We start from the raw sequence: 16,368 nt of genomic DNA on the forward strand, positions 1-16,368 counted from the left end.
CCACCAGAGGCAGCACCTCAAACACCGTGAGGCCAATTCCATGATCGAGCCCTTGAGTCACCTCCCCCATTCCCAGGAAGACCCGGCCGCCCTCGCAGCGCGCTTCAGCGACCTGGCGCCGCCGCTCAACGCGCGCCAGGCGCACCTGGAAGCATCCCGTTGCCTGTACTGCTACGACGCACCATGCGTGAACGCCTGTCCAAGCGAGATCGACATCCCTTCGTTCATCCGCAACATCCATCAGGACAACGTCCAGGGCGCGGCGCAAAAGATTCTCTCGGCCAATATCCTCGGCGGCAGTTGTGCCCGGGTCTGCCCCACGGAGATCCTTTGCCAGCAAGCCTGCGTGCGCAACAACGCCCACGAGTGCGCGCCGGTACTGATCGGCCTGTTGCAGCGCTACGCCGTGGACAACGCGCACTTCAGCGAACACCCGTTCAAACGCGCCGCCGCCACTGGCAAGCGTATTGCCGTGGTCGGCGCGGGTCCCGCAGGGTTGTCCTGCGCTCACCGCAGCGCGATGCACGGCCATGACGTGGTGGTGTTCGAAGCCCGGGAAAAGGCCGGCGGCCTCAACGAATACGGAATCGCCAAATACAAGCTGGTGGACGATTATGCCCAGCGCGAATTGGACTTTCTGCTGGGCATCGGCGGCATCGAAATCCGCCATGGCCAAAAGCTTGGCGAGAACCTCAGCTTGAGCGACTTGCACCAGCAATTCGACGCCGTGTTCCTCGGCCTGGGCCTGGCCGCCAGCAAACAACTGGGCCTGAGCGATGAACAAGCGCCGGGGCTGCTGGCCGCCACCGAGTACATCCGCGAGTTGCGCCAGGCCGACGATCTCAGCCAATTGCCACTGGCCGACCGCTGCATCGTTCTCGGCGCTGGCAACACCGCCATCGACATGGCCGTGCAGATGGCCCGTCTCGGCGCCCGGGACGTTAGCCTGGTGTACCGGCGCGGTCTTGAGGACATGGGCGCCACCGTCCATGAGCAAGACATCGCCAAGGCCAATCAGGTGCGTCTGCTGACCTGGGCCCAGCCGCAACAAGTGCTGCTGGACGAGGCCGGGAATGTGCGGGGCATGCGCTTCTGCCGCACCCATCTGGAGAACGGTCGGTTGGTCACCGGCACCGACACCTTCGACCTGCCCGCCGACGGGATTTTCAAAGCCATCGGCCAGGCCTTCGATGACCACGCGCTGGCGGACCCGCTGGCCCGGGAGCTCAAACGCCAGGATGGACGAATCCTGGTGGACGAGCATTTGCGCACCAGCATTGCCGGCGTGTATGCCGGCGGTGACTGCACCAGCCTGGACCAGGACCTGACGGTGCAGGCCGTGCAGCACGGCAAGCTTGCCGCCGAGGCGATCAACGCTCAACTCATGCTCAACGTGGAGGCTGCGTAAATGGCCGATCTGTCGATTGTCTTCGCCGGCATCAAAGCCCCCAATCCGTTCTGGCTGGCCTCCGCGCCGCCGACCGACAAGGCCTACAACGTGGTACGTGCCTTCGAGGCCGGCTGGGGTGGCGTGGTCTGGAAAACCCTTGGCGAGGACCCGGCGGCCGTGAACGTGTCGTCGCGTTACTCGGCCCACTTCGGCGCCAATCGCGAGGTGCTGGGCATTAATAACATTGAGCTGATCACCGACCGTTCGCTGGAGATCAACCTGCGGGAAATCACCCAGGTGAAAAAGGACTGGCCGGACCGGGCGCTGATCGTGTCGTTGATGGTGCCGTGCGTGGAAGAATCCTGGAAACGCATCCTGCCCCTGGTGGAGGCCACCGGTGCCGATGGTATCGAGCTGAACTTCGGCTGCCCCCACGGCATGCCAGAACGGGGCATGGGCGCGGCCGTCGGCCAGGTGCCGGAGTACGTCGAACAAGTCACACGCTGGTGCAAAACCTATTGCTCGCTGCCGGTGATCGTCAAGCTCACCCCGAACATCACCGACATCCGCGTTGCCGCCCGCGCGGCCCATCGGGGCGGCGCCGATGCAGTGTCGTTGATCAACACCATCAACTCCATCACCAGCGTCGACCTGGACCGCATGGTCGCCCTGCCCATCGTCGGCAGCCAGAGCACTCACGGCGGCTACTGCGGCTCGGCGGTCAAACCGATCGCGCTGAACATGGTCGCGGAAATCGCCCGCGACCCGCAGACCCAGGGCTTACCGATTTGCGGCATCGGCGGCATCGGCAGTTGGCGCGACGCGGCGGAATTCATCGCCCTGGGCAGTGGCGCCGTGCAAGTGTGTACGGCAGCGATGCTCCATGGCTTTCGCATCGTCGAAGAGATGAAAGACGGCCTGTCACGCTGGATGGACGATCACGGCCACGCCAACCTGCAGGCATTTTCCGGTCGCGCGGTGGGCAACACCACCGACTGGAAGTACCTGGACATCAACTATCAGGTCATCGCCAAGATCGACCAAGAGGCCTGCATCGGTTGCGGTCGCTGCCACATCGCCTGTGAAGACACTTCCCACCAGTCCATCGCCAGCCTCAAACAGGCGGACGGTACGCACAAATATGAAGTGATCGATGAAGAGTGCGTGGGCTGCAATCTCTGCCAGATCACCTGCCCGGTGCAGGACTGCATCGAGATGGTGACGGTGGAGACAGGCAAGCCGTTCCTGGACTGGAACCATGATCCGCGTAATCCCTATCATGTAACGGCTTGAAATTTGAGGCGTCTGGGCTGGCCTCTTCGCGAGCAAGCCCGCTCCCACAGTGGATCGCTGTCGTTCACAAATATTGTGTTCACTGCAGATCAAATGTGGGAGCGGGCTTGCTCGCGAAAGGGCCATCAGCCACTCCACAAATTTCAGGGCTCCAACCCGATCCCCCGCAAAATCACACTGGTCACCGTCTGCACCGCCCGTTCGAACTGCATGTCGGACAGCGGCTGGTGATCATTGAGGATGTTGATCTGGTGGTCGAAGTCGGCGTAGTGCTGGGTCGAGGCCCAGATCATGTAGAGCAGGCTTGAAGGCTCCACCGGCAGGATGCGCTTGTCCTCGACCCACTGGCGGATTTTTGCCTCCTTCATCTTGGCCCAGTCATAGAGGCTGGCATCCAGCGCCTGGCCCAGCGTCGGCGCACCGTGGATCACTTCGTTGGCCCAGACCTTCGAGCCGTAGGGCCGACTGCGGGAGTGGTTCATCTTGGCGCGGATGTAACTGCTGAGCACCACCCGTGGGTCATCGAACATCTCGAAGCACAAGGCATCCTGCTTCCAGACCTCCAGCAGATCGAACAGCACGGCGCTGTACAGTTCGCTCTTGGTGCTGAAGTAATAATGCAGGTTGGATCGGGGCAACTGCACCTCGGCGGCGATGTCGGCCATGGCGGTGCTGCCGAAGCCCTTTTCGGCAAAGACCTTCTCGGCGGCCAGCAGGATTTTCTCGACGTTACTGCGACGAATCTCGATCTTGTGATTGCCCATGAGGGCTCCCTGGCGACAGCGTTGGTCAAGACTAGCATTCACCCACTTTTGAGAACACCGGCGCTGCTTGTGGGAAAGCTTTTGTGGCGAGGGAGCTTGCTCCCTCGCCACAGAAGCGGGTTCGTGTTGGCCTCTGGAGGTGTTCTTCGGAGGCCAGTTTCAAGGGGAGAGTCGACTAGTGCGCTTCGACATTATCCAGCGCGCGGTTCGCCAGCAATCCGCTCAGTTCGATCAATTGCTGGATGCCCAGGGCGATGTGGCGCCTGGGACCTTCCAGGTCGAAGGCCAAGTCACTGACCATGGCATTGGCCGAGGCCAGGTTTTCGCTGAGGTTGGCGAGCAGGGTTTCGGTGTCCACGCCATTGGCGACGGTGAACAGTTGGCCGGGATCGGCCTCGGGTTTGCTGGGTTTGGGCTTGAGGTAGTGGTCGAGGATACGGTCAGCGGCTTTGTCGAACGCCTTGGAGTTGGATGGATCTGTCTCGGGTGGGTTGGGGGTTACTTTGAACATAGATGAATCTCCAAATCGAAAAATGGAGCCATCACTCTCGCTACCAAACGAAGGGTGGCGGCCATACGCGGGTTGGTAGACCGGTGACTTGGAGAACCGGCGCGTCCGAAGACGCCCTGCGCATGACCACCATAAAACAGATACCGAAACGGACTGTTATGACAGGGGGCTATGCGTCAAGTCAAAAGCCGGGCTACCAAACCCGATCACTGATTCAATCAGTGACCCGGAAACGATAGAGCCCGGCCCCAAGGCGCACAAGCCGGCGGATTCTGGCGCAGTTGTAGGCAACGGCGCAAGACAACGTAGCCCGACCCCGAACGATCCTACATCTGGATAAACACAAGCCTGTTTGAACTGGAAACACAGGGTAACAGCACACTCTTGTGGCGAGGGGATTTATCCCCGCTGGGCTGCGCAGCGGCCCTAAAGCAGTTGATTCAATCTTCCTGGCACACCGAGTTGCCGGTTTGGGGGCTGCTGCGCAGCCCAGCGGGGATAAATCCCCTCGCCACAAGAGCCTTCTTAAGACTTCCAATCGCCAACATTCGACTAATGTCTTAGACCAGTCATCGCACAACCAAGGACAGCCGCAGCTATTCTGAGGCCCGTGGATTGCTTGGGCCGAAGCTTTCAAAGCCTCCCTTATCGACCCTGAAACCAACGTAATCCCTCATCCTCAGACACAAGGACGATGAGAATTCCGATAATGGCCAGTTGACAACGTGGAACGACGCCCAAATAATCCGCGCCATGTTGTACGACGACGTATGACAAATAAAAACAACAAAAAAGTAGGGAGCGTCATAGTGAGCACACCTGTCCGTTTTTCACCCGGCAACCAAACCCGTCGTACCCTTTTCAACTCCCGACACGCCCTGGGGTTGATCAGTTGCAGCAGCCTTGCCCTGTTCCTGCCCATGACCGCCAACGCCGAAGGCTTCGTTGATGACGCCAAGGTCAACCTCAACCTGCGCAACTTCTACATCAACCGCAACTTCACCAACCCGGACAACGCCCAAGGCAAAGCCGAGGAATGGACCCAGAGTTTCATTCTCGACGCCAAGTCCGGCTTCACCCAAGGCGTGGTCGGTTTCGGCGTGGACGTGTTGGGCATGTACTCGGTCAAGCTCGACGGGGGTCGCGGTACTGCCAATACCGCATTGTTGCCGGTGCACGATGATGGCCGTCCGGCCGATGACTTCGGTCGCCTGGGGATCGCCCTCAAGGCCAAGGTGTCGAAAACCGAACTGAAGGTGGGCGAATGGATGCCGGTGCTGCCGATCCTGCGCTCGGACGACGGTCGCTCCCTGCCGCAAACCTTCCGCGGCGGCCAGGTAACCTCCACCGAAATCAGCGGCCTGAGCCTCTACGGCGGCCAGTTCCGCGCCAACAGCATGCGCAACGACGCGAGCATGGAAGACATGTCCATGAACGGCCGTGGTGCGTTCCTTTCGGACCGCTTTAACTTCGGCGGTGGCGAATACGCCTTCAACGACAAACGCACCCAGGTCGGTGTCTGGTATGCGGAACTGTCCGACATCTACCAGCAGAAGTATTTCAACCTGACCCACAGCCAGCCCGTCGGTGACTGGACCCTGGGCGCCAACCTCGGTTACTTCATCGGTAAGGAAGAAGGCAGCGCCTTGGCCGGCGACCTGGACAACAAAACCTTGTCCGCCATGCTCTCGGCCAAATACGGTGGCAACACTTTCTACGTCGGCCTGCAAAAACTCAGTGGCGACGATGGCTGGATGCGCGTCAACGGCACCAGCGGCGGCACCCTGGCCAACGACAGCTACAACTCCAGCTATGACAACGCCGAGGAAAGATCCTGGCAAGTGCGCCACGACTTCAACTTCGCCGCCGTCGGCGTACCGGGCCTGACCCTGATGAACCGTTACATCAGCGGTGACAACGTACACACCGGCACCATCACCGACGGTAAGGAATGGGGCCGCGAAAGCGAACTCGCTTACACCGTACAGAGCGGTGCGTTGAAGAGCCTCAATGTGAAATGGCGTAACTCGACGATGCGCCGGGATTACAGCACCAGTGAGTTCGATGAAAACCGCTTGATTGTCAGCTACCCGATCTCGCTTCTTTAAGCCGGGATCCGTCGCCATGGGCGCTTTTCAAAAGGGCCATGGCGACGCAACAGCCAAAGGCAAGGATGCCGTTGTAGAGCGATTCGTCGATCAAACGTTGACAAGGTAGCGGTAGGATAAGGATATTCCCTCTCGGTCGTACGACAACTTATAACAACTGATACCTCTCACCGTTTGCTCAGGTAATTTCATGACTACGACACACATTCGCCAACCCTTCAATCGTCTGCTGCTGACCGGTGCTGCCGGCGGCCTGGGCAAAGTCTTGCGTGAACGCCTCAAGCCTTTCGCCCGCCACATTCGCCTGTCGGACATCGCCAACATGGCCCCGGCCATTGATGAAAGTGAAGAAGTGCTGCCGTGCGACCTGTCTGATAAACAGGCGGTGCACCAACTGGTGGAAGGCGTCGACGCCATTTTGCATTTCGGCGGCGTTTCGGTAGAGCGTCCGTTCGAAGAAATTCTCGGTGCCAACATCAGCGGCGTGTTCCACATCTATGAAGCCGCCCGCAAGCATGGCGTCAAGCGCGTAATCTTCGCCAGCTCCAACCACGTCATCGGCTTCTACAAGCAGGACGAGGCCCTCGACGCCCGATCCCCTCGCCGTCCGGATGGCTACTACGGCTTGTCCAAGTCCTACGGCGAAGACATGGCCAGTTTTTACTTTGATCGCTACGGCATCGAAACCGTGAGCATCCGCATTGGCTCGTCGTTCCCCGAACCGCAGAACCGCCGGATGATGAGCACCTGGCTGAGCTTCGACGACCTCACTCAACTGATCGAATGCTCGCTCTATACCCCGAAAGTCGGCCACACCGTGGTGTATGGCATGTCCGCCAACCGCGACGTGTGGTGGGACAACAGCCAGGCCGCGCACCTGGGCTACCAGCCCAAGGACAGCTCCGAAATCTTCCGTGACAAGGTCGAAGCTCAGCCGATGCCGGCCGCCGATGACCCGGCCAGGGTCTACCAGGGTGGTGCCTTTGTCGCGGCCGGCCCGTTCGACGACTGATTCGCCTGTTTTTCATGGGATACGAACGAACCAAGGAATCGCCATGCAAGCCGAATTGATTGTCGATGCACGCAACGCTGTCGGTGAGAGCCCGGTGTGGGTCCCCGAGGAAAACGCCCTGTACTGGGTAGACATTCCCAGCGGTGGGCTGCAGTGCTGGAATGCCGGAACCGGACAACTCAAAGGCTGGGAAACGCCCGAAATGCTCGCCTGCATCGCCCGTCACCAGGACGGGGGTTGGGTCGCCGGCATGGAGAGCGGCTTCTTTCGTCTGCACCCCTTTGATGACGGCAGCCTGGACAGCGAATTGTGCGCCAGTGTCGAGCACGCCCGCACCGACATGCGCCTCAACGATGGCCGTTGCGACCGCCAGGGTCGTTTCTGGGCCGGCAGCATGGTGCTGAACATGGGGGCCAATGCCGATCAGGGACGGATGTACCGCTTTGATGGCGGGCAGCGCGGCCCGGTCGAGGCACAACTGAGCGGGTTCATCGTACCCAACGGCCTGGGCTTCAGCCCGGACGGGCGCACGATGTACCTCTCCGACTCACATCCGTTGGTCCAGCAGATCTGGGCTTTCGACTACGACATCGACAGCGGCACGCCCTCCAACCGGCGGCTGTTCGTCGACATGATGCCCCTGGCCGGACGTCCGGACGGCGCGGCGGTGGACGCTGAAGGTTGCTACTGGATCTGCGCCAACGATGCCGGCCTCATCCATCGTTTCACCCCGGATGGCCGACTGGATCGCTCTTTGGCGGTGCCGGTGAAGAAACCGACGATGTGCGCCTTTGGCGGCAGCCGTCTGGACACCCTGTTCGTCACCTCGATCCGCCCTGGCGACGACACTGATCCGCAATCCCTGGCTGGGGGCGTGTTTGCCCTCAACCCCGGCGTCAAGGGCCTTGCTGAAACGGCTTTCGGAGGATCGAAACACGCCGCCAACTGACCTGCATTGCCGCTTCATTCGATAGACATAAAAACAACAACACTGGAGATTGACCATGAATTTCAAACGCACGCTTCTGATCGCAGCCCTCCCCCTGGCCTTCCTTGCGCAAGCGGCCCAGGCTCTTGAGATCAAGTTTGCCGATATCCACCCCGATGGCTATCCAACCGTGGAAGCGGAAAAAATCCTCGGCAAGACGCTGGTCGAGGGAAGCAAAGGCCAGAAAGACCCGTTCACCTTCAAGATGTATTCCGGCGGTGTGTTGGGCTCGGAAAAAGAAGTCATCGAGCAGCTTCAGGTTGGCGCCGTACAAATGGCTCGCGTCAGTCTGGGCATCGTTGGACCGGTGGTGCCGGACGTGAACGTCTTCAACATGCCATTCGTGTTTCGTGACCAGGCGCACATGCGCAAGATCATCGACGGTGAAATCGGCCAGGAGATCCTCGACAAGATCACCAATTCCGAATTCAACCTGGTGGCCCTGGCCTGGATGGACGGCGGCACGCGCAACCTCTACACCAAGAAGCCAGTGCACAAGCCCGAAGACATGCATGGCATGAAGATTCGCGTCATGGGCAACCCGATGTTCATCGAAACGCTCAACGCCATGGGCGGTAACGGGATCGCCATGGACACCGGTGAAATCTTCAGTGCCCTGCAGACCGGCGTGATTGACGGTGCGGAAAACAACCCGCCGACCATGCTGGAGCACAACCACTACCAGAACGCCAAGTACTACAGCCTGACCGGCCACCTGATCCTGCCGGAACCAGTGGTGATGTCCAAGTTCACCTGGGAAAAACTCACCCCCGAGCAGCAAGCCCTGGTGAAAAAAGCGGCCAAGCAGTCCCAACTGGACGAGCGCGAATTGTGGGACAAGAAGACCCTCGCCAGTGAAGAGAAACTCAAGGCCGCCGGCGTTGAGTTCATCACTGTCGACAAGAAACCCTTCTATGACGCCACCGCACCGATCCGGGCCAAATACGGTGCGCCGTACGCCGACCTGATCAAGCGTATCGAAGCCGTTCAGTAACACCTCTCAATCTGTACTTGAAAAGGCCAGGCGCGCCCGATGTCCCAGGGCGCGCCCGGTTACGGTGGAACCCGATGAAGAATTTGCTGCTGCGCATCAACGATAAGATTTACATGACTTGCATCTGGGTCGCCGGCCTCTCTGTCCTGGCAATTGCTCTGATGATTCCCTGGGGCGTGTTCGCCCGCTACGTGCTGGGTACCGGCTCAAGCTGGCCTGAGCCCACCGCGATTTTGCTGATGATTGTGTTCTCGTTCATCGGCGCCGCCGCCAGCTACCGCGCCGGTGCGCACATGGCCGTGGACATGCTCACCAGCCGCCTGCCCCCTCACTTGAAAACCGCGGCCTCGGTCGTTTCCCAACTGCTGATGGCTGCAATCTGCATCTTCATGATCAGCGGCGGCACCAAACTCTGCATATCCACCTGGAACCAGTACATGAGCGCCCTGCCCACGCTGCGGGTCGGCATCACGTACATGCCCATACCGGTCGGTGGTTTTTTGACCCTGATTTTTGTCCTGGAAAAACTCTTGCTCGGTGATCAGAGCAAGCGTCGGGTCGTGCAGTTCGACCTGGTCGAAGAAAGTGAAGGTGCCGCTTAATGGACGCTCTGATTCTGCTGGGCAGTTTTTTCCTGTTGATCGTGATCGGCATGCCGGTCGCCTACGCTCTGGGCGCCGCTGCGCTGATCGGCGCGTGGTGGATCGACATCCCGTTCCAGGCCGTGATGATCCAGGTCGCGGGCGGGGTGAATAAGTTTTCGTTGCTGGCCATTCCGTTCTTCATTCTGGCCGGTGCAATCATGGCCGAGGGCGGTATGTCTCGCCGGCTGGTGGCATTCGCCGGTGTGCTGGTGGGTTTCGTGCGCGGCGGTCTGTCGTTGGTCAACATCATGGCCTCGACCTTCTTTGGCGCAATCTCGGGTTCCTCGGTAGCGGACACCGCATCAGTCGGTTCGGTGCTGATTCCGGAAATGGAACGCCGTGGTTATCCGCGCGAATTCTCCACCGCCGTCACCGTCAGCGGCTCGGTACAAGCGCTACTGACCCCACCGAGTCACAACTCGGTGCTCTACTCCCTGGCTGCCGGTGGTACGGTCTCCATTGGCGCACTGTTCATGGCCGGAATCGTGCCGGGGCTGTTGATGAGCGCCTCGCTGATGGCCCTGTGTCTGATCTTCGCGAAAAAGCGCAACTACCCCAAGGGCGAAGTGATTCCCCTCAAGCAGGCGCTGAAAATTTGTGGTGAAGCCCTGTGGGGCATGATGACCATGGTGATCATTCTCGGCGGTATTCTGTCAGGCGTTTTCACTGCCACCGAATCGGCCGCCATCGCTGTGCTCTGGGCATTTTTCGTGACCATGTGCATCTACCGCGACTACAAGTGGAGCGAGTTGCCGAAACTGATGCATCGCACGGTACGTACCATCTCAATCGTGATGATCCTGATCGGCTTCGCCGCCAGCTTCGGTTACATCATGACCCTGATGCAGATCCCGGCGAAAATCACCACCCTGTTCCTGACCATCTCCGATAACCGTTATGTGATCCTGATGTGCATCAACGTGATGCTGCTGGTCCTGGGTACGGTGATGGACATGGCGCCGCTGATCCTGATCCTGACGCCGATTCTGATGCCGGTGATCCTGGGCATCGGTGTAGACCCGGTGCAGTTCGGCATGATCATGCTGGTGAACCTGGGTATCGGGCTGATCACTCCGCCTGTGGGCGCCGTGCTGTTCGTGGGCGCCGCCATTGGCAAGGTCAGTATCGAAAGCACCGTCAAGGCCCTGCTGCCGTTCTACGGCATGCTGTTCCTGGTGTTGCTGGCCGTGACCTACATTCCGGCTATCTCGCTGTGGCTGCCGAATCTGGTGTTGTAACGAACAAACGACAAAATCCCCTTGTGGGAAATCCCCTTGTGGGAGCAAAGCTTGCTCGCGATGCAGGCTCCTCGGTTTCCAGGGAGACTGCGTCATCTTCATCGCGAGCAAGCTTTGCTCCTACAAGTCCTCGCCAAAAATCCGGCTGTCCCCACAACAGTTTTTTCAACCTTGCAAAACAAGGTCACCATGACGCCGCCCCTTCTCCACCTCGAAGACGAACTGACCCGCCTCACCCTGGCCCCGCACCTGGGCGCCAGTCTCGTTGAATGGACGTTGCGCAGCACCGGTGCTCCCCTGCTACGCCCGCCCGCGCCGCAAGCGCTGGAAAACGGCCTGCCTGGCAAGCTCGGCTGTTTCCCGCTGATCCCGTGGTCGAACCGGATCGCCAAGGGCGGTTTCGACTGTCCGGGCGGCTGGCTCGCCCTGGAAGCCAACAGCCCCAACGATCCGTTTCCGATCCATGGCAGCGCCTGGCAGCAACCCTGGCAAGTCATTGAGCACAGTGCTCAGCAAGCGCTGTTGCAGCTCGACAGCCAACAGCCGTTCGCCTACTGCGCCAGCCTGCGGATCCGTTTGAGCGGTGGTCAGTTACAGATCGCGATGCACGTCACCCACCTGGCCGAACAGGCCGCGTGGCATGGGCTGGGTTTACACCCGTACTTCCCGCGCACTGCGGGCACACGCCTGCAAACCCGTGCGACCGAAGTCTGGATGTGCGATGAGCAAAAACTACCGACAGGGCTGGGGCAGGTTCCTGAAATCTGGGACTTCCAACAACCCCGCTTGCTGCCGGACACCCTCGTGGATAACGGCTTTGGCGGGTGGGACGGGCATTGCCTGATCCAGCAACCAGACCTGGGTTATGAGCTGGAATGCCGAGCCAGCGGTAGCGAATACTTCCTGCTGTACTGTCCCGTGGGCCTGGATTTCTTTTGCATCGAACCGGTCAGCCATCCGGTCAATGCCCACCACCTGCCAGGGCGGCCGGGGTTGCGCTTGCTGGAGCAAGGGCAAGCGGTGACGCTCGGGTTTTCGATGCAGTGCCGACTGCTCTAACACCCAGTTCCCTGTGGGAGCAAGGCTTGCCCGCGATGAAGTGGACGCGGTCTCCCGGGAACCGAGGCGTCTGCATCGCGAGCAAGCTTTGCTCCCACAGGGATTGGTGCGGTCTTTTGATGCTCAGGTGCCCAAGGTCAATCCGTTGGCCGGCAAAGGCAGCGCAGTCTTGTAACGCACCTGCTTGAGCGCAAAGCTCGAACGGATATTCGCCACACCCGGGACCTTGGTCAGAAAGTCCATCATGAACCGCTCCAGCGACTGGATCGACGGCACCAGCACGCGGATCAGGTAATCCGGGTCGCCTGCCATCAAGTAGCACTCCATCACCTCCGGCCGGTCGGAGATCGCCTCTTCGAAGTGCTGCAACGCCTCCTCCACCTGTTTTTCCAGGCTCACGTGGATGAACACATTGACATGCAGGCCCAGCAGATCGGCATCCAGCAGCGTGACCTGCTCGCGTATCACCCCCAGCTCCTCCATGGCCCGGACCCGGTTGAAGCAAGGCGTGGGCGAGAGATTGACCGACCGGGCGAGCTCGGCGTTGGTAATGCGGGCGTTTTCCTGAAGGCTGTTCAGAATGCCGATGTCGGTGCGATCCAGTTTACGCATGAGACAAATAATCCTGTTTTTTATCGTTGTGCAGATTTTTTATCTGCAAATGATCTGAACAGCAACCCAACAGAGAAAAATATTCTTCTGCGTCGAGCCTATGATTGTTGTAGGACAATTTTTCCTTACCCAGGAAAGTTCGTCAGCTAGCGCGCCCACTACAAGAAATTCACAAGATCGAGCGTAGAAAGCCATGAACCCAGCGTATGAACCACTACGCCTGCACGTCCCCGAACCCTCGGGCCGTCCCGGCTGCCAGACCGACTTCTCCTACCTGCATCTGAGCGATGCCGGCACGGTGCGCAAACCCTCCATCGACGTTGAGCCGTCCGACACCGCCGACCTGGCCCGAGGGCTGATTCGGGTGCTCGATGACCAGGGCAATGCCCACGGCCCATGGGCCGAAGACGTGCCTCTGGAGATCCTGCGCAAAGGCATGCGCGCCATGCTCAAGACGCGCATCTACGACAACCGCATGGTGGTCGCTCAGCGCCAGAAAAAAATGTCGTTCTACATGCAGAGCCTCGGCGAGGAAGCCATCGGCAGCGGCCAGGCCCTGGCGCTGAACATCGATGACATGTGCTTTCCCACCTATCGCCAGCAAAGCATCCTGATGGCCCGCGACGTGCCGCTGGTGGGCATGATCTGCCAACTGCTGTCCAACGAGCGCGATCCGCTCAAGGGCCGGCAGTTGCCGATCATGTACTCGGTCAAGGACGCCGGTTTCTTCACCATTTCCGGCAACCTGGCCACGCAATTCATCCAGGGTGTGGGCTGGGGCATGGCCTCGGCGATCAAGGGCGACACCAAGATCGCCTCGGCCTGGATCGGTGACGGTGCCACCGCCGAATCGGACTTCCACACCGCCCTCACTTTCGCCCACGTCTACCGGGCGCCGGTGATCCTCAACGTGGTCAACAACCAGTGGGCAATCTCCACTTTCCAGGCCATTGCCGGTGGTGAAGCCACCACCTTCGCCGGACGCGGCGTCGGCTGCGGCATCGCCTCGCTGCGGGTGGATGGTAACGACTTCATGGCGGTCTACGCCGCCTCGCGCTGGGCCGCCGAACGTGCCCGCCGCAACCTCGGCCCGGCGCTGATCGAATGGGTGACCTACCGCGCGGGCCCGCACTCCACTTCCGACGATCCCTCGAAGTACCGTCCCGCCGACGACTGGAGCCACTTCCCGCTGGGTGACCCGATTGCGCGCCTCAAGCAGCACTTGGTGAAAATCGGCCACTGGTCCGAAGAGGAACATGCTGCAGTCACCGCCGAACTCGAAGCCGAGGTGATCGCCGCGCAGAAGGAAGCCGAGCAGTACGGCACCCTCGCCGGCGGGCAGATCCCAAGCGCCGCGACCATATTCGAAGACGTCTACAAAGAGATGCCGGAGCACTTGAAGCGCCAGCGTCAGGAGTTGGGGATCTGACATGAACGATCACAACAACGCTATCCAGCTGGACACCGCCATGACCACTACCACCATGACCATGATCCAGGCCCTGCGCTCGGCCATGGACGTGATGCTCGAGCGCGACGACAACGTCGTGGTGTTCGGCCAGGACGTGGGCTACTTCGGCGGCGTGTTCCGCTGCACCGAAGGCCTGCAAAACAAGTACGGCACCTCCCGGGTGTTCGATGCACCGATCTCTGAAAGCGGTATCGTCGGCGTGGCCGTGGGCATGGGCGCCTACGGGTTGCGGCCGGTGGCCGAGATTCAGTTCGCCGACTACGTCTACCCGGCGTCGGACCAGATCATTTCCGAAGCGGCGCGCCTGCGCTATCGCTCGGCCGGCGAGTTCACCGCGCCGATGACTCTGCGCATGCCCTGCGGCGGCGGTATCTATGGCGGCCAGACCCACAGCCAGAGCATCGAAGCGATGTTCACCCAGGTCTGTGGCCTGCGAACCGTGATGCCATCGAACCCTTACGACGCCAAGGGCCTGCTGATCGCCTCCATCGAAAACGATGACCCGGTGATCTTCCTCGAACCCAAGCGCCTGTATAACGGCCCGTTCGACGGCCACCACGACCGCCCGGTAACGCCGTGGTCCAAACACCCGTCGGCGCAGGTGCCGGACGGTTACTACACCGTGCCGCTGGACGTCGCCGCCATCACCCGTCCGGGCAAGGATGTGACCATCCTCACCTACGGCACTACGGTCTACGTCTCCCAAGTGGCGGCCGAAGAAACCGGCATCGACGCCGAAGTCATCGACCTGCGCAGCCTGTGGCCGCTGGACCTTGAGACCATCGTCAAATCCGTGAAGAAGACCGGCCGCTGTGTGGTGGTCCACGAAGCCACCCGCACCTGCGGTTTCGGCGCTGAACTGGTGTCGCTGGTGCAAGAGCATTGTTTCCATCACCTGGAAGCGCCCATCGAGCGTGTCACCGGTTGGGACACGCCCTACCCGCATGCGCAGGAGTGGGCGTATTTCCCAGGGCCGTCCCGGGTGGGCGCGGCGTTGAAACGGGTCATGGAGGTCTGAATGGGCACGCACGTTATCAAGATGCCGGACATCGGCGAAGGCATCGCCGAAGTTGAACTGTCGGTGTGGCACGTCAAGGTTGGCGACATGGTGGTCGAGGACCAGGTACTGGCCGATGTCATGACCGACAAGGCCATGGTGGACATTCCCTCGCCAGTCCACGGTCGGGTGATTGCCCTGGGTGGCGAGCCGGGCGAAGTCATGGCGGTGGGCAGCGAACTGATCCGCATTGAAGTCGAAGGTGCCGGCAACCTCAAGGAATCGGCGCAGCCCGCCGTCGCCGCGCCAGCGCCGAAAGCCGAGCCGGTGGCAACGCCTGAACCGGCGCTGGAAAAACCCGCTGCGGCGCCACGCCCCGCGCCGCAAGCGCCGGTAGCCCGCGAGCCTGACGAGCGGCCGCTGGCCTCTCCGGCCGTACGCAAACACGCGCTGGACCTGGGCATTCAATTGCGCCTGGTCCAGGGCAGTGGCCCGGCCGGGCGTGTCCTGCATGAAGACCTGGAGGCCTATCTGGCCCAGGGTCCGTCGATCCAGAACAAGGGGGGTGCAGGCTACGCCGAACGCCACGACGAGCAGCAAATCCCGGTGATCGGCATGCGCCGCAAGATCGCCCAGCGCATGCAGGAGGCGACTCAACGTGCCGCCCATTTCAGCTACGTTGAGGAAATCGACGTCACCGCTCTGGAAGAACTGCGGGTTCATCTGAACGAAAAACATGGCGCCAGCCGCGGCAAGCTGACCTTGTTGCCATTCCTGGTACGCGCCCTGGTCGTGGCCCTGCGCGACTTCCCGCAAATGAACGCCCGCTATGACGACGAAGCCCAGGTCATCACTCGCTCGGGCGCCGTGCATGTCGGCGTTGCCACTCAGAGCGACGTCGGCCTAATGGTGCCGGTGGTGCGCCACGCCGAAGCCCGCAGCCTGTGGGATAGCGCGGCAGAAATCTCGCGCTTGGCCACCTCGGCCCGCAATGGCAAGGCCAGCCGCGATGAGCTGTCCGGCTCGACCATTACCCTGACCAGCCTCGGCGCCCTCGGCGGTATCGTCAGTACGCCAGTGCTGAACCTGCCGGAAGTGGCGATCGTCGGCGTGAACAAAATCGTCGAACGGCCCGTGGTAATCAAAGGCCAGATCGTGATCCGCAAAATGATGAACCTTTCCAGTTCCTTCGATCACCGGGTGGTCGACGGCATGGACGCGGCGCAATTCATCCAGGCCCTACGCGGCTTGCTCGAACAACCTGCCACCCTGTTTGTGGAGTAAGCG

Annotated in this window: 15 protein-coding genes; 12 read left to right on the plus strand and 3 right to left on the minus strand. The window is 60.7% G+C overall.

Features of this window, described 5'->3' with window-relative positions:
• Nucleotides 1-40: 40 nt before the first annotated feature.
• Entirely contained in the window at nt 41-1,408 is a 1,368-nt protein-coding gene (locus PSH57_RS16570) for an NAD(P)-dependent oxidoreductase (protein ID WP_305384219.1), read from the plus strand.
• Nucleotides 1,409-2,683 carry an NAD-dependent dihydropyrimidine dehydrogenase subunit PreA gene (gene preA / locus PSH57_RS16575; protein WP_305384220.1) on the plus strand — a complete coding sequence of 425 codons (1,275 nt, stop codon included), beginning with the start codon at nt 1,409-1,411 and terminating at the stop codon, nt 2,681-2,683.
• Nucleotides 2,684-2,826: 143 nt separating this feature from the next.
• Here preA and PSH57_RS16580 read toward each other — a convergent pair whose 3' ends face one another.
• A complete protein-coding gene (locus tag PSH57_RS16580; protein WP_003180478.1) occupies nt 2,827-3,447 on the minus strand; it encodes a TetR/AcrR family transcriptional regulator in 621 nt (206 codons plus the stop codon).
• 175 nt (nt 3,448-3,622) lie between these two features.
• Entirely contained in the window at nt 3,623-3,958 is a 336-nt protein-coding gene (locus tag PSH57_RS16585; RefSeq protein WP_305384222.1) for a DUF6124 family protein, read from the minus strand.
• Between the two features lie 920 nt (nt 3,959-4,878).
• Between PSH57_RS16585 and PSH57_RS16590 the strand changes: the two genes are divergently transcribed.
• The 7 genes from PSH57_RS16590 to PSH57_RS16620 all read left to right on the plus strand — a co-directional run bounded on the left by PSH57_RS16590 (nt 4,879) and on the right by PSH57_RS16620 (nt 12,001).
• Entirely contained in the window at nt 4,879-6,066 is a 1,188-nt protein-coding gene (locus PSH57_RS16590) for an OprD family porin (protein WP_422766103.1), read from the plus strand.
• Nucleotides 6,067-6,256: 190 nt separating this feature from the next.
• On the plus strand, nt 6,257-7,078 hold the full coding sequence (locus PSH57_RS16595) for an NAD-dependent epimerase/dehydratase family protein (protein ID WP_305384225.1): 822 nt from the start codon (nt 6,257-6,259) through the stop codon (nt 7,076-7,078).
• Nucleotides 7,079-7,121: 43 nt separating this feature from the next.
• On the plus strand, nt 7,122-8,027 hold the full coding sequence (locus PSH57_RS16600; RefSeq protein WP_305384226.1) for an SMP-30/gluconolactonase/LRE family protein: 906 nt from the start codon (nt 7,122-7,124) through the stop codon (nt 8,025-8,027).
• Between the two features lie 55 nt (nt 8,028-8,082).
• Nucleotides 8,083-9,060 (plus strand): TRAP transporter substrate-binding protein, encoded by a 978-nt coding sequence (locus PSH57_RS16605; protein WP_256229122.1) that lies wholly within the window; start codon nt 8,083-8,085, stop codon nt 9,058-9,060.
• A gap of 74 nt (nt 9,061-9,134) precedes the next feature.
• The gene (locus tag PSH57_RS16610; RefSeq protein WP_305384227.1) at nt 9,135-9,662 is read left to right on the plus strand and encodes a TRAP transporter small permease; all 528 of its coding nucleotides are present in this window, start codon (nt 9,135-9,137) and stop codon (nt 9,660-9,662) included.
• Nucleotides 9,662-10,942 carry a TRAP transporter large permease gene (locus PSH57_RS16615; RefSeq protein ID WP_305384228.1) on the plus strand — a complete coding sequence of 427 codons (1,281 nt, stop codon included), beginning with the start codon at nt 9,662-9,664 and terminating at the stop codon, nt 10,940-10,942. Before PSH57_RS16610 ends, PSH57_RS16615 begins: the two co-directional genes overlap by 1 nt.
• A 189-nt stretch (nt 10,943-11,131) precedes the next feature.
• Nucleotides 11,132-12,001, plus strand: a complete 870-nt coding sequence (locus PSH57_RS16620) for an aldose 1-epimerase (protein ID WP_305384229.1) — start codon at nt 11,132-11,134, stop codon at nt 11,999-12,001.
• A 123-nt stretch (nt 12,002-12,124) separates the two neighbouring features.
• Here PSH57_RS16620 and bkdR read toward each other — a convergent pair whose 3' ends face one another.
• A complete protein-coding gene (gene bkdR, locus PSH57_RS16625; RefSeq protein WP_047227603.1) occupies nt 12,125-12,613 on the minus strand; it encodes a Bkd operon transcriptional regulator BkdR in 489 nt (162 codons plus the stop codon).
• Between the two features lie 193 nt (nt 12,614-12,806).
• On the opposite strand from bkdR, the gene PSH57_RS16630 reads away from it, so the two are divergent.
• The 3 genes from PSH57_RS16630 to PSH57_RS16640 are packed head-to-tail and all read left to right on the plus strand — an operon-like array spanning nt 12,807 to nt 16,365.
• Entirely contained in the window at nt 12,807-14,042 is a 1,236-nt protein-coding gene (locus tag PSH57_RS16630; protein WP_305384230.1) for a 3-methyl-2-oxobutanoate dehydrogenase (2-methylpropanoyl-transferring) subunit alpha, read from the plus strand.
• Nucleotide 14,043: 1 nt separating this feature from the next.
• Complete coding sequence (locus PSH57_RS16635) at nt 14,044-15,102, plus strand: alpha-ketoacid dehydrogenase subunit beta (RefSeq protein ID WP_305384232.1); 1,059 nt, start codon at nt 14,044-14,046, stop codon at nt 15,100-15,102.
• Nucleotides 15,103-16,365, plus strand: coding sequence for a dihydrolipoamide acetyltransferase family protein (locus PSH57_RS16640; RefSeq protein ID WP_305384233.1), 1,263 nt, complete (start codon nt 15,103-15,105; stop codon nt 16,363-16,365).
• Nucleotides 16,366-16,368: the final 3 nt, after the last annotated feature.

Origin of the sequence: Pseudomonas hefeiensis, assembly GCF_030687835.1 — a bacterium.
Lineage (GTDB): Bacteria > Pseudomonadota > Gammaproteobacteria > Pseudomonadales > Pseudomonadaceae > Aquipseudomonas > Aquipseudomonas hefeiensis.